Source organism: Pseudomonas sp. S2_H10 (genome assembly GCF_054668285.1).
Genome location: NZ_CP162754.1, coordinates 6417171 through 6431651, shown reverse-complemented (window position 1 = coordinate 6431651; position 14481 = coordinate 6417171). Strand labels below are relative to the sequence as shown.

Here is a 14481-nt window from a genome sequence, read left to right as displayed (position 1 = left end):
TCATGAATATCAATTTTGCCTTTGCCTGCATGATCGTGTTCTCGTTCACGATCGCCCTGGTACACGCTTGACCGCTGCCGGGAATGCTGGGCAGATAGAGCGCCCAGCCTCTACCTGAGTCAGCTCATGCTTGTGTCCGTCGTAGCCAATGGTTCCCTTCTTACGCCTGGACAGTCCGATACTACGGTGCCCTGGTGGAGCTTCACCAAAACCGTGCTCGCGGCGGCTGCGTTGACGCTGGTGCGCGATGGCCTGGTCGAGCTTGATCACCGCGTGGCCGAAGGCCCGTTCAGCCTGCGCCAATTGCTGCGCCATGAGGCTGGTCTGGCCGACTATGGCGAACTCGCCGACTACCACGCCGCCGTTGCCGGCCATGAAAACCCGTGGTCGGCCGAAGACATGTTGCGCCGCCTCGACGCCTCGCGATTGCGCTACGCACCGGGGGACGGCTGGCGTTATTCGAACGTCGGCTACCTGTTCGTTGCACGTCTCATCGAGCGCACTACCGGCCTCACGCTCGAAGAGGCCTTGAACCAGCGCATCTTCACTCCCCTGGGTTTGTCCCGTGTACGCCTTGCGAAAACCCGCGCCGATCTGGCCAACATCACGGGCAACGTCGCCGGTTACGACCCCGGCTGGGTCTATCATGGCTTGCTCGTCGGCCCGCTGGCACAGGCCGCCCTGTGCCTGGACCGTCTGCTGGGTGGCGATCTCCTGCCACATGCCCTCTTACTCGAGATGCAAACCACCCGTGCACTGGGCGGCCCGATTGCCGGTCGCCCGTGGACGGCCCCCGGTTATGGCCTCGGCCTGATGCAGGGCGCGGTGGAGAACGGCCTGACCTTGAGCGGCCATACCGGCGGCGGCCCGGGCAGCACACTGGCCGTTTACCGCTGCGTCCAGGGCAGTCACTCCGCGTGTTGCGCGGTGTTTGCTGCAAGTGACTTTGAGGGGGCCGCCGAAACAGAGGTTGTAAGGCGCCTGGGGTCAATCTGTGCAAGCTGGCGGCAAAAAGCCTGACAGATGCGTAATTTGCTCTATAACCAGTGGTGACATGATTTGCGCTTAGCGGAACGGGAAGGTTCCTGCGCCAATCGATCTCAAGCAAAGCCGCGGGCACATGGATACCTGCCAGGAGACGCCACCCATGAAATCCCTGAAGATCGCTGCCAGTGATGGCACCCCAGAATGTTTCAAGAACGCCCGGGAAGTGGTCCAGCTCAGCCAGACCGACTTCACCGATGTCGCAGTAGCGGTTGTCTCGGTCAATGACGTGCTCGCCGGCGCCCTGGATGTCATCCAGCGCACCGGTTTCGATATCCCGATTTTCCTCGTGGCCTCCCCCGGCACCAGCACCCGCCCCCGGGAAGTCTACAAACACCTCAATGACGTGCTGCTGCAAGTGAACGGGATCTTCGACCTGTCACCCAGCAACGTCGAATACCATGGCAACCAACTGGAGACAGCGGCCAAGGCCTATGAAGAAAGCCTGCTGCCACCGTTCTTCGACTCGCTCAAGCACTACACCGAGGCGGCCAACGCGACCTTTGCCTGCCCCGGACACCAGGGCGGCCAGTTTTTCCGCAAGCACCCGGCCGGCCGGCAGTTTTTCGATTTCTTCGGCGAGACACTGTTTCGCGCCGACATGTGCAACGCCGACGTCAAACTCGGCGACCTGCTGATCCACGAAGGCCCGGCGCTACTGGCGCAAAAACACGCCGCGCAGGTATTCAACGCCGACAAGACCTACTTCGTGCTCAACGGCACCTCGGCCTCGAACAAAGTGGTGACCAACGCCCTGCTGACCCCCGGCGACCTGGTGCTGTTCGACCGCAACAACCACAAATCCAACCACCAGGGTGCGCTGCTGCAGGCCGGTGCCACGCCGGTCTATCTGGAAACCGCGCGCAACCCCTACGGCTTCATCGGCGGCATCGACGCCCACTGCTTCGAAGAAGATTACCTGCGCGAGCTGATTGCCGAAGTCGCCCCGGACAAGGCCCAAGAGGCTCGGCCGTTCCGCCTGGCGATCATTCAACTGGGCACCTACGACGGCACCGTCTACAACGCCCGGCAAGTGGTCGACCGCATCGGCAAGCTGTGCGACTACATCCTGTTCGACTCGGCGTGGGTCGGCTACGAGCAGTTCATCCCGATGATGAAAGACTGCTCGCCGCTGCTGCTCGACCTCGACAAAAACGACCCGGGCATCTTCGTCACCCAGTCGGTGCACAAACAGCAGGCCGGTTTTTCCCAGGCCTCGCAGGTGCACAAGAAAGACCGCCACATCAAGGGCCAGGCCCGCTACTGCAACCATCACCGGCTGAACAACGCCTTCATGGCCCAGGCCTCGACCAGCCCCTTCTACCCGCTGTTCGCCTCGCTGGACGTGAATGCACGCATTCACTCGGGCCGCAGCGGCCTGCGCCTGTGGGAAGACTGCGTAAAGTTCGGCATCGAAGCACGCAAGCTGATCCTCGAAGCCTGCACCATGGTCCGCCCGTTCGTGCCGTACACCATTGAAGGCCGTGCCTGGGAAGACTATCCAACGGAGGAAATCGCCAACGACATCCGCTTCTTCGAGTTTCATCCCAAGGATCGCTGGCATGCCTTTGGCGGTTACGCCGAGAAGCAGTACTTCATCGACCCGTGCAAGCTGCTGTTCACCACCCCGGGCATCGACCCGGTCGACGGCAGCTACACCGACTTCGGTATTCACGCCGGCATCCTCGCCAACTTCCTGCGCGAGAACGGCATCGTCCCGGAAAAATGCGACCTCAACTCGATCCTGTTCCTGCTCACCCCGGCCGAAGACTGGGCGAAGATGACCCACCTGGCCGCGCAGATCGCCCGCTTCGAACGCTTCATCAGCGATGACGCGCCGATGAGCCGGGTGCTGCCGGCGATCTATGCGCAACATCAGGAGCGCTACCGCAACTACACCATCCGCCAGCTCTGCCAGGAAATGCACGACCTGTACCGCCACCACAACGTGCAGCAACTGCAGAAGGACATGTTCCGCAAGGAACACTTCCCGAAAAAGGCCATGAACCCGCAGCAAGCGCAAATCGAGTACATCCGCGGCAACGTCGAACTGGTGGCGCTGGCGGATGCCGATGGGCGCATTGCCGCTGAAGGCGCGCTGCCTTACCCACCGGGCGTGCTCTGCATAATCCCGGGCGAAGTCTGGGGTGGCGCGGTGCTGAAGTACTTCCTGGCGTTGGAGGAAGGCATCAACCGCTTGCCGGGTTTCACGCCGGAGTTGCAAGGGGTGTACTTGAAGCAGGAAGGCGGTCGTACCCGGGCTTATGGGTATGTGATCAAGGCTTGATCCATGAGCAGGCGCTGTTGCAGACCCGGGTCTGCAACAGCGCCTGATTTTGCATTCCCCTCACGCTTGCGCAGGACGCTCCCCCAGCGTCTCCTGGCCGCAGGCACCCGCCTGTGGCAGCAGGCTGATTTCGACACGTCGGTTGGCGGCGCGCCCGGCTTCGCTGTCATTGCCGCTGATCGGCTGGCTGGCGGCAAAGCCCTGGACCGCAAAGCAACTGTCGGAGATCTCGCCCATGCGCTGCATCCAGTCCCGTACGGCAGAGGCACGCGCGTGGGAGAGCTGGAAATTCTGCTGCTCACTGCCACGACCATCCGAATGCCCGCCAATGACAATCAGCCAGCCGGGCCGGGCCTTGATGTCGACCAGGGCGCTGATCAGGATCTTCGTCGAACCCGGCTTGAGCTCGGCGCTGCCGGCCTCGAACAGCGACAGACTGTCCAGGTGCACCGGCGCGACAATAGTCGGTGGCGGTTGCAATAGATGCGCCAGGCGTTGCTCGGCAACGCCGGTCGAACCGAGCCACCAAGCACCGCTGACCAGGCCCGTCACAACGGCTGCTGCGCACAGCCACCGGGCAACGGAACGCTTCGCCGGCGGCATTTCAGGCATGGGCAAAGGGTTGGGCGGCAATATCACCACGGGCATCAACCCGGGCGGCGCCGGCTCCCTTGCAGGCGGCGAGAGTGTGCCCACCACAACGCTGCTGCGCTGCATGCGCCGGATCAGGCTCTCGATCTGCTGGCGCAAGGCATGCAAGGCCACCACCGGCGGTTGCGCCTGCAGCTCCAGGCGCTGCTGCAAACGCGCCAGCCCGCTGTCCAGTTGGAGCAGCTCGGGGAAGTGTTGTGCCCCCGGCGCCAGATTGCGCAACAACGCCTGCCACTGCACACACAACCAGGCCAGGATATCCAGGCGCACCGACGCCATGGGTGGCCAACAGGCTGCCCATTGGCCGCACAGGGTTTCGATTAGTGTCACGCCTTGGCTCATACCTTCCACGCCATGCCGCTGGCTGCGCGCCAAGGCAAACGCGGCGGCCGTCTGCAGGTCTGCGCCGTTGTGTTCGAACAGTGCCAGGCACCACTGCTCCACTTTCGCCCAATCCACATCGGGACAGGCCGGGTGACCCAACTTCGCCAGCTCTTCGCGCAGCGCAATAAACTCACCATGACCGCGCGGATCACCGCCCAGCCGAATACGCATTTCAAATAGCACCGTCAGCCTCCGTTGCTTTACAGGTTCAGGGTTTCGACAGCCATTGCTGTCGTTTCAGATGGCGCACCAGGACTTTGCCCTCCGCTGCCAGGGTGGTACCGAAGGTCACCTGCCGGCCGCTTTTGAGCTGGACATCGAGGCTGTACTCCAGATGGCCCGGCAAAGCCTGCTCGAGCAACGCGATGTGCACCGTCGCCAGGCGCGGCTCGTACTTGACCAGGGTGTTTTGCATGGCCCTCATCAGCACGTGCGCCGAGCCCGGCAGGCCCTGCAGGATCTGGCCCATGTCGGGAAGACCATAATCGGGCAAGTGCGCGAGGGTTCCTGCCCGGCTGTTGAGGATACGTTGCAGGTTGTCCAGTACCGACAGCGTGTGCTGGTCTTCTTCATTCACTTGATGCAGGTCCAGGTCACCGTCGAAGTTCTGCAGCAGTGTTTCGTAAAGCGATGGATTGAGGTCAGGCATGGTCAGTCCCGGGCCAATGCACGCAGGGTCAATTGGTTGTCCCCCAGCTCGATGACCCGCGCCCGGTCCGGGTCGAGATCGTCGCGGTTCAAGGTCAGGCGCCAAGTATTCATCTGCACATCGGGGTTACGAAACAGCGCGACCACCGTGACGAAACGCGCGTCCTTGTCCAGCGGCACATCCAGTTTCGCGCCCTCGCCAGGCTTGATCACCAGCGCCCGGGTATCGAGCAAATTGCCGGCCAGCGCCTGCTCGTCGCCACCGAGCAGGCTGTCGTAGGAAGCCCTGTGCAGTGCCTTGCTGTCGCTCAGTTGATAGACCCGCACCAGCGTCGGGACCGACATCGCATTCATGTCCGCAACATCAGTGTTGATGGCCGTGCGGGCACTGAAATCCAGGCGCAGGTCTTTCACCTGTTTGTAGAAAATCGAACGGGTGGCAGATGCCGTGCCTTCCGAGACAGTCTGAGTGACACCACAGCCGGCGAGCACTACCGCCAGCGTCGTCAGGATCAATGAATTACCAACGGTACGCGACATGCTGTGCTTCCCTGTTCCGAGTATTTTTCGTCAGGCCCTGATAGCGGCCCAGATTGATAGTGATGGTGTCGTGTTCCCCGCCCTGCCAGGTGTCACAGCCCGAACCCAGCATGCCGGTCATGCCCAGGCGGATCGGCGCCCGCCCCAGCACCGGTTGCGGCAAGCTGCGCACCGGCAGCGATAACTGCAGCCTGGCGGTGCAGCGCCAGCCCAGGTAGACCCGCAGCAACACCAGCAGGTCGTTGTACAACTGGCCATCGGGCAACCAGCCCCGTGCTTCATCCCGGTCCCGGGTGAACAGCGCCAGGTGCAGCTGGCTGTTGGCGTCGAATCCGTTGCTCCCAAGCGGCGTGCCCTGGGACAGACTGACCGGACGACGCGCCGACAAGCTCGCCGGATGGACCAGGGGGATTTTCTGCGGCCAGTGCGGCGTGATCCTCGCCCGGGTTTCAGGCGCCAGCAACGACACCAGCGCAGTGATGCCTTCGGCATTGCGGGTGGGCATACGCATCACACTGAGCAGCGCAAGAAAGCGCGAAACCGGCGTGGCAATCCGCTTGGCCGTGCCGGGAATCCCCAGTCCCACCAGGCCCAGCAAGCACTGGGAAGTCGCATCGCTGCCGCCGGACTCGAAGGTGGCCGGGTAGGAATACTTGCGCCAGATCCGATAGAACTGGGTGAAGATCCGGTGGTTGAAAATATCCAGAAATGCCTCAAGCGCCTCATGCCCGTCGCGGCGCTGGGCAATGTCGTCGACAAAGGCCGTCGGCAATGGCGAGTCGACGCCGTACAAGCCCAACAGCCGGGTGCGCACGGTCGCCGGGCGCAGCGGTTGGCGGTCGTCGATTTCGATGGCCTTCAGTTCACCGGCAGGAAAGCCCATGCCGGGGTCCGGGCGAAAGCGTACCGGGTCGTCCGCCGGTTGGCTGGTACTGCCCAGCGGCGGATGGCCTGGCAGGGCTTGCTCCAGCAACTGGCAGAACCGGTACAGACTCGCTTCGGCCACCCGCCCTTCCAGCGCTTCGAGCAATCCGCCGGCTTTCAGCCGGGAATACGCTGACTGTGGTTCTCGTTCCATCGCAGGCACTTTCCAGTAGGTTGAAGGATCAGCGTGAGCTGGTTGAACAGGTGAATGTCGGCGTACAGCGCGAAGAAGCGATGGAGCATTTCGCCGAACAGGCTGATGTCGCCCTCGCCGCAAAAACCATGGGCGTCGAGGGTCACTTCGATGTCCACGCCGCGCAGCAGAAAGCCCTTTTCGAACCGCTGCACCAGGTGGTGCCTGACTTCGACGATAGCCGCCAGGCGACGGCGGTTCAGCTCGCTACCGCTCCAGTCGTACAGCGCCAGGGTGCCGCGCAGCACTTCGGCGTTATCGAGCATCGGCAGGAAGTTGGAACCCAGGTGACTGAGTACTCGCCAGTGGAAACGATCGCGGTTCGGCGGATAGCACGGCAAGGTCGGGGCGCTCAGATTGCGCACGCGCAAGCCGCTCAAGGCGGTGTTGACCAGCCCATCAAGCAGGGTGCTTTGCAGCGCCTTGCGTGGCAGCAGGCCGTGGGTCCCGGTCAGTTGCAGGGACAGGCTCTGGCTGCCCTGCAAGCGATCCTGATCGAAGCCGTCGCCCCCGAGAATCAGCCAGGTATCGTGCAGGCCATTGGCACCTCGCTTGAGGCGGGTATGGAAGTAACGCTCGGGCGCCTCGTCGCGCAACATTCCGCCCTTGTGACGAAAACTGCTGAAGGGCACATAGTCCAGACGCTCGGTGTTCTTCGATGCGGTGACCCGATCCACCGAGTAGATTTCCGTGTGACCGTCCTGCAGGCGCATGGGACGCAACAGGTAGTCAGTTTGCAAGGGATCCAGCGGCATCGGATCGGCTTCCAGGGTGAACAGATTGATCACCGGTACCGCATGCAGGCGAAGGTGTTCGGCGCTCAGGTTGAATGCCTGCGGCCACGACTCGCGCAGGACCACCTCCAGTTCGAACCAGGGCATATCCGCATTGATGCTCACCTGCTCCAGGCCATGGAGAGTGACGAACATGAACTTCTCGCGGAAGGTGAAATATTCCAGCAGCAGCTGATAGCCGCTGAACGCGCTGTCGCCCTTTGGCCACAAGCGGTCCTCATCGGCAAAGCCTTTAGGCGCGAAATGACCTGCCAGTGCAACGCGCGGCGCTTCGCCCGGCAAGCGCACATACATTGCGTCGGCATTCAGGGTCAGGGCCTGATGCAGCGCGCTGGCCAGGGGGGCATCGGCGTTCAGGTACATCGGCACGCGGCTGAGGTCGATCTGGCTCCAGTCGATCGCCGTGGCGCAGGCAAACCGCAGGCGCAGCAGCGAGCGACCGTCGGGTTCATGGGCCAGACGCAAGGATTGCAGTTCGATGGGTTGCAGCCGCAGGTCCTGGGTGGTGGTGTAACGGCATACGGTACGCTGCGGCCCGATGGGTTGCGAGAGCACCTCCTGGCCGGCGGCGATCAGCTCGCTGCGCCTGATCTGTGCCAGTTCCACCTGGAACTCGACGATCGACAGCGAGGGAATGGTGCGCAGGTAATGGGGCCACAACAGGCTGACCAGGCCTTCGGTCAACTCCGGCAAGTCGTCGTCGAGCTTTTCGCGCAGGCGCCCCATCAAGAAAGCGAAGCCCTCGAACAGGCGCTCCACATAGGGATCGCGGGCGCCGGGTTTGTCCAGGTTCAACTGCGCCGCGCGGTCGGGAAACGCTTGCGCAAACTCCTGCCCGGCTTCGCGCAGGTAGCGCATCTCGGCGTCGTAATAACGCAGTGTCAGATTGTCCATGCTGTAAATAATCCTGATAAATGGGGTTCAACCGCACAGTACGGCGGCGCGTACCGGATCGATGGCAACCAGCGCCGCCAGCAACGTCTCCATGCGCCTGGCCAGGGCCGGCTTGTCGGCATCGTTGCGCTGCGCTTTCAGGCGGGTCAGCTTGAGCAGGCGGGCCTTGACCTCGAAATTCAATTCCGGCTCCCAGTCCGCCAAGGCCTGGCGCTCGGCCGTGGCATCCAGTTCACCGAGCAGGTGCAGGGCCAGGTCGTTCTTGCCACATTGCTCGGCCACCCGCGCCATCAGCAGGCGCAGCAGCCAGCGCTGGCGGCCGGTGTGAATGTCCGGGCGCGCGGCCAGCCAGGCCAGCGCATGCTCGACGCCGTCGCTGTCTGCCTGGGCCAGCGCCTCGCTTTCCAGGGACAGAATTTCGCCATCGGCCATGATCGCTGCCGGGGCCGCTGCGGGCAGGAGCTGGCGCGACTGATCGGCGCTGACATGCTGAGCGATCCATTCACGGGTGGTCTCGTCGGCGAACGGTGTACCGTCGTTCCACCCCAGCAACTCAAGGCCCGGCAGACGCTCGAGGAACATGCCCAGGTCGCGCTTGACGATGTCGGCCCAGCCGTCGTGAGGCGCCGGTAGTTTGCTCAGGGCCTGGACCAGGTACCACTGCAGGTCCAGCCAGAAATGATTGACCCCCTCGGCGAATATCCATTCGACCTGAACAAGCAATTCGCTCCAGTTCTGTTGCTGATACAAGCGCTTGAGTTTCGCCCTGGATTCTCCCCTGGGCGGTGAAAGTCGCGTCGTGCCGCTGGCGTCCTGTAGCGGCGGCTCGTGCAAGGTATCCCAGCGCAAACTTTTCATCAGGCGATGCGCCGCCAGCCAGCCCAGGGGCTGGTCACGCAGGTAGTCGGCCAGCGTCCGGCCGCCCCTCAGCAGGTCGCGCCCGGACTTGATGGCCAGACTGTCCGGCGCGCTGGCCTGGCTGTCCGGCGTGCAGGCCTGGCTGACGGAATCGTGGCTGGCGCTGTGTTGCGGCACCACCGCATCGACCCCACCAGACTGCGCCAGGCGCGCCGACAACGCCCCATGCAACGCATCCAGCTGCGGCCGCTGATCCTCCGGCCAGGCTTGCAACCCATGTTCCAGCCAGGCCAGCGCCGCCACCGTGCGCTCCGCCTCGGCCTTGACCACTTCAGGGTAAAGCGACAGACAATCCAGCACCTTTGCACTGGTCAACCACTCCAGGGCCATCTTGCGGCTGTTGGCCCTCACGGGAAGCACATCGCCGGCGTACCGTTCGACTAACGCAGCCAGCAGGCTGATGCCGTCGGCCAACCCTGTCTCACCGTCCTTCTGCAGGCGTGCCCACAGGTAATACGTGGCGATGCGCAAATCCTTGCTGCGCTGGCCGAGCAATTTCTCCGCCAGTTGAATGACCTCGTCGACGTTCGCGCCGGAGAGCTTGTTGACCTCTTCGCGCATGCGCTGGAAGTCATCGTCGTAACCCGGGTCTTCACCGACCGGCGACTGCGCACTGATGGGCTGCAACCAGGATTGCCAACAGTCGGCCTGGGTACGGGCAAGGGCCAGCGGGTCACGTTCGCCGAGGCAACGGGTGATCAGTTTGAGCAGGCTCATGGGTAGCTTCCATTTTGCGCATAGGGCTGTGCTTGAGTGCCTTCACCAAGAAAAATCTGCGCCGGCAATTCAAAGCCGCGCAACTTGAGCAACGCCAGCGGCCCTGCGCCCAGTTCAGTGCGCAGGTACCATGTCAGGTCGAGGCCGTCAGGGGCGCGAAGCTGCACGCGGTACTGGCTGTCGGTGTCGTTCAGGGCGGTGATTTTTGCTTGTTCGAGCAGGCGGATCAGGCCCCAGGTGCCTTCGTAATCGCCGTAAAGGCGTTCGTTGGCCAGCACGCTGATCCACAGCAAACGCGTGCCCGGATGCTGGCTGAAGCCCGGCCAGCTGAAGCGCTGCCAGCGTTCCTTCTGGTTGAAATACTCATGTTTTTCGCCGTTGAGGATGAAGGTGGTCTGCACCACGTCGCGCACCGGCTTGCCGCGCAGCTCGAAGCTCAGGCCCATGCCGCCGTCGGTGTAGAGCACGTCGGCGAGGTGGCTGAGCTGGTTGATCGCCGCGAGGAACTTCGGGTTGAAGTGCAGGCCCTGGCTGTGCCGCGCGTCGGCCACCCAGCGGCTGCCTTCCTTGCGCAGCACACCGCCCAATTGCTGCTGGAGGAACTGGTCGATGCGCCCGGCGTCGGCGCGGATCATCTGCCCGAGCATCGGCAGCGAGGCGTCACTGCCGGTGGCGGCAAAGGGGTAGCGCCCGGCAAACGCGCCCTGCCAGTCGCGTACGATCGCCCGCTGCCACTGGCTGTTGAGGCCGGCCACCGAGGGTTGCAGGACTCGCTGCCAGGCCTGCTCCAGCGGTTGCACGAACAGCGCCTGGCCGATGCCGTCCCATTCGGCGCCGAGGCTGGCGGCGAGCAGGCTGCCGTAGGCCTGGGTGTCGGTGAGGTCGACGCTGTGGCCTTGGAAAACTGATTGCGCCAGGGCCTGGGTCATCGCCTGGGGGTTTGGTGCGTTGCTCACTTGCTGCAGCTTCAGGCGCACCCGGGTGACGCGGTTGAGGAAGGCTTGCAGGCTAAGTCGTTCGCTGTCGTTCTGGTTGTCGACGTCTTTGCCCAGCAAGGTCAACAGCGGGCCAAAGGTGGCGTCCAGTGGGCTGCCGCTGCCGGGCATGCCCTGATCGATCACCGGCACTGGCTCCTTGCCGAGCAACTGCTGCGCCGACTGCATCAGCGAGTCGGCCAGCGCCTGACGACGGGTGCCGGCCTGGCCCTGATAGGCCAGGGTGTTCATCAGCGCGATCAGCGGCGACTGGCGCACATCGCTCATCAGCGCCAACTGGTCGATCACCTCGCCGAGGCTGTCGACCGGTTGCCAGCGCAGTTGGTTGAGGAAGTCCAGCCAGGCGTGGGCGTAGTCCAGGAAGTAGCGTTCGGTCAGGCGCTGCTTGAGCTGCTCCGGGCTCAAGTCGGCGGCGAGGCGCGCCGGGTTGTCGCTGAGCACCCAGTCGATCTCCTCGCGGCGCGCCTCGGCGATGGCGTCGATGGCCGGGTGCACCTGGCCTTCCCAGGCCTGGCGGGTGAACACGCCGGGGACCTCGGCTGAAGTGGCAAACAGCGCCGATGCCTCGGTATCGCCGACCATCTGCGCCAGGCTCAGCGCCGGGGCGTGGTTGGCCGCGTTGTCGAGCACGGTTTGGTACAGGCTGGCTTCGCCGTTGCGCTGGCCCAGCTGGCTGATCAGCACCTGCCGCACCTGGGCGACCAGCTTGGGATCGGCGTCGATGCGCCAGTCCGGGTGGGTGGCCAGTTGTTCGGCGTAGAACTGCCACAGGGTTGGGGCCAGTGCGTGCCAGAGGCCTGGCGAGAATCCGGCATTTTGCGGCTCGGCGCCCACCAGGGCTTGGGTGAGAAAGGCCGGATCGGTTTTTTCCGGGCGCGCCAGCATCAGGTAGGCCTTGAGCTGCGCGTAGGCAGCCGGGGCGCGCTTGGCGCGTTCGGGGCTGTCCGGTGGCAGCTTGACCAGGGCGTTGAGGCGGGCCTTGAGGGTGGCCGCTGCCGGGTCACGCAACAGGCGCTGATTGGCCTCGACGTAACGCGGCCACAGCATAGCCAACAGCGCGTCGTTCTGGTTCAGGCCGAAACGCTGATGCCATGGTGAGCCGTGGCTGGCGCGGTAATCCAGGCGGCCGAGTTCGCGGGTCAGTTCGTTGAGAGCGTTCAGTTGCGCGTCGCCGGGGGTGGCTTGTTGAAGTGCGGTCAGCGAGGTTTGCAAATGGTGAATCTGCACGCGGTTGCTGATGAACGACAGCAGCAGGCCGGCGCTCCAGACCAGGGCCAAGGTCAAAACCAAACCGTAGGCGATGCGCGGGGCGCTCCAGCCGAGGCGACGGCTTGGTTGTTTTGGCTCGCCGAGCACGCCGTGCCACGCCGGGTCCATGGACCAGAAGTGATCGTCTTCTTCAATCGTTTCTTCGCTCAATGGCAAGCTGAACCACAACCCGCGCAACGGCACGCTTTGACGGGAACCGCCGAACCAAGGCGTCAATGTCTGGCGCCAACGAACCACACCTTCAACCTCCAGGTCCCGCGCCAGACGCACCAGGAAGTCATGCGCCATGGCCTTGTTCATCTGCGCCCAACCCTCTTGGCGCATGGGGCCGAGCAGACCGTACAGCGACGTTTCGAGGTCTGCTGCGGTGAGGCGTGACGGTAGCGCGCAACCCACCGCCTGGCTCGGACGCTTGTCCTGCACCCAGTGACTGGCGCAGACCTGCCAAAGGTGCAGCGGCAACGACCAACCCAGCGTACGCGCCAACGCTTGCAGGTGCCGCGCGCCGCTGCCCATGACTTTACTGTCGGCGCACTGAGCGCTATCCAGCGCCCAGACCACCCCGTCGAGGGCACGCCAGCGGGTCAGGCGGCAACAGCGCTCAAGCACCGACTCGTCCAGTTCCTTCTGCACACTGCCGCCCCAGATCAGTACGGTGTCCTCGTCTTCCAGCCAATGGTCCTCGGTCAGGCCGGGGGCGATGGCCTTGATCTGCTCGGGCTCTCCAACGATGAGCAGCAAGCGGATCTTGTGGCGCCAGAAACGACCATGACTTTCGCGTAACGCCTCATCCATGGCCGGTTTGTCTTTACCGGAATCGTTTTTCACGGGCTGCGAAGCCGGCAGCCATGGCCCGATTATCAGCTGGCGCATACCGTTCAGCATCGTCTGCCAGGTCAACAGCGCCATGATGAACAATAACGCCCATAACAATGCGGCCTTGAGCAATACATCCAGCATCCAGGCACGAGTGACAGGCCCCGGCTCCATCCATAACCACCAAACCGCAATCCCTGCAGCGATCAGCACCGCCAGGAACACAGCCAGCAATAAGGTCGTACGCCAGGCAGAGACTTTCAGGGATTCAGATTGTTGAGTCATCGGGTTCCATAACTCCAAGCACAAATGTGTAATTAGGATCGCTTGCCACCCAGGCACAGGGCACTCGCTGCAATTCGCAGCAGGTGGCAGCCAGGGTTTGAACGACCATGCCTTCCAGACTGCCCAAGGCACCAAAGTTGGCGTCTAGCAGGTGCTGCCCGGTGTTCCAGTCAAGGGGTGCATCGGCCTGGGAGAACGAGACACAAACAGACGGAGGTGAGGTCAATTTGCTCTGTTGCAGCGCGCGCTCTGCCACCGTCGGGAGCTGTTCGGTGTCCGCATCGAACCATTCGCCGCGAGTGAAACCGACTCCACCTTGGGGACCGAGCAGCCACAGCAGCGCGGCCTCTCCTGCCGGCAAATGACTGCCTTGTCCGGGCGGCCAGGATTGACAGCCGGCACAGAGAATCCGCGCATCCGTGGGGGCGCCATGCAGTCGGTCGATGATCGAATCGAGACTGAAGATGCCCTCCCAAGGCTCGGGCTTCTCGGGCAATTCAATCTGGGGAAAGGACTTAGCCATCTGCTCGGCGAAGGCTCGCCAGGTGGACTGGGAGCCTTGCCAGTAGCATGACAGTGGTTGTAACCCGCAAGGGTCAGGCCGCTGTGCCCGCCACTGTAGAACCAGCAGCTTCGCCAGTTGACGCTCGCGCTCGACGAGATCATCGCCGAAGACCTGAAGCAGTTTGAGCGTTGCTCCGCCTGGCGTACTTTGAGGCGTGGGGGGACGGTGGTCCGCACTGAACAGGGCTTGTCTTTGGAGCGGATTGGTACAGGCTGGCCCCACCAATACCGTGTCGATCAGCGCTACCTTCTGGCGATGGTGTTCCCACCAGCCTTGCTGTACCTGATTCGCGTTTTTTTCATAGTATCGCGCGCTATGCCAATCGAGGCAGTAGACAAGTATGCGTACTAGAAATGCCAGTAGCCATAGTGCCGACAGAGCTCCAAAAAAAATAAACTGTAAAAACCTGGGTAGGTTCATCGGCAGGGCGACAGTGTTCGTCCATGCAAGCCATGTTAGTAAAAGCACTGCAGCACCAACGGCAAACCAGCGCGAATAACGGGCTTCGCGCGGCTCCGGATAGGGGCGGAATTTCGGAGCTGGCTTCATTTGAGCAC

General features: G+C 63.1%; 10 protein-coding genes. 2 read left to right on the top strand and 8 right to left on the bottom strand.

What is annotated here, in order from left to right:
* The first annotated feature begins 126 nt into the window (after positions 1–126).
* Entirely contained in the window at positions 127–1020 is an 894-nt protein-coding gene (locus AB4O16_RS29170; protein ID WP_460156495.1) for a serine hydrolase domain-containing protein, read from the top strand.
* Positions 1021–1147: 127 nt separating this feature from the next.
* The gene (speF, locus tag AB4O16_RS29165; protein WP_460156494.1) at positions 1148–3331 is read left to right on the top strand and encodes an ornithine decarboxylase SpeF; all 2184 of its coding nucleotides are present in this window, start codon (positions 1148–1150) and stop codon (positions 3329–3331) included.
* A gap of 60 nt (positions 3332–3391) precedes the next feature.
* Here speF and AB4O16_RS29160 read toward each other — a convergent pair whose 3' ends face one another.
* Genes AB4O16_RS29160 through AB4O16_RS29125 form a run of 8 tightly spaced genes read right to left on the bottom strand, consistent with a single transcriptional unit; the run spans position 3392 to position 14473 of the window.
* Positions 3392–4537, bottom strand: coding sequence for an OmpA family protein (locus AB4O16_RS29160; RefSeq protein WP_460156493.1), 1146 nt, complete (start codon positions 4535–4537; stop codon positions 3392–3394).
* Positions 4538–4574: 37 nt separating this feature from the next.
* A complete protein-coding gene (tssE, locus tag AB4O16_RS29155; protein WP_223593814.1) occupies positions 4575–5015 on the bottom strand; it encodes a type VI secretion system baseplate subunit TssE in 441 nt (146 codons plus the stop codon).
* A gap of 2 nt (positions 5016–5017) precedes the next feature.
* Complete coding sequence (gene tssJ / locus AB4O16_RS29150) at positions 5018–5554, bottom strand: type VI secretion system lipoprotein TssJ (protein ID WP_160387900.1); 537 nt, start codon at positions 5552–5554, stop codon at positions 5018–5020.
* Positions 5535–6632, bottom strand: coding sequence for a type VI secretion system baseplate subunit TssG (gene tssG / locus AB4O16_RS29145; RefSeq protein ID WP_460156492.1), 1098 nt, complete (start codon positions 6630–6632; stop codon positions 5535–5537). Before tssG ends, tssJ begins: the two co-directional genes overlap by 20 nt.
* Positions 6596–8359, bottom strand: a complete 1764-nt coding sequence (gene tssF / locus AB4O16_RS29140; protein ID WP_460156491.1) for a type VI secretion system baseplate subunit TssF — start codon at positions 8357–8359, stop codon at positions 6596–6598. The genes tssG and tssF overlap by 37 nt, the downstream gene beginning before the upstream one ends.
* A 27-nt stretch (positions 8360–8386) precedes the next feature.
* Positions 8387–9994 carry a type VI secretion system protein TssA gene (gene tssA / locus AB4O16_RS29135; protein WP_460156490.1) on the bottom strand — a complete coding sequence of 536 codons (1608 nt, stop codon included), beginning with the start codon at positions 9992–9994 and terminating at the stop codon, positions 8387–8389.
* A complete protein-coding gene (locus tag AB4O16_RS29130; protein ID WP_460156489.1) occupies positions 9991–13359 on the bottom strand; it encodes an ImcF-related family protein in 3369 nt (1122 codons plus the stop codon). The genes tssA and AB4O16_RS29130 overlap by 4 nt, the downstream gene beginning before the upstream one ends.
* Complete coding sequence (locus tag AB4O16_RS29125) at positions 13343–14473, bottom strand: hypothetical protein (RefSeq protein ID WP_160387904.1); 1131 nt, start codon at positions 14471–14473, stop codon at positions 13343–13345. The genes AB4O16_RS29130 and AB4O16_RS29125 overlap by 17 nt, the downstream gene beginning before the upstream one ends.
* Between the last annotated feature and the right edge of the window lie 8 nt (positions 14474–14481).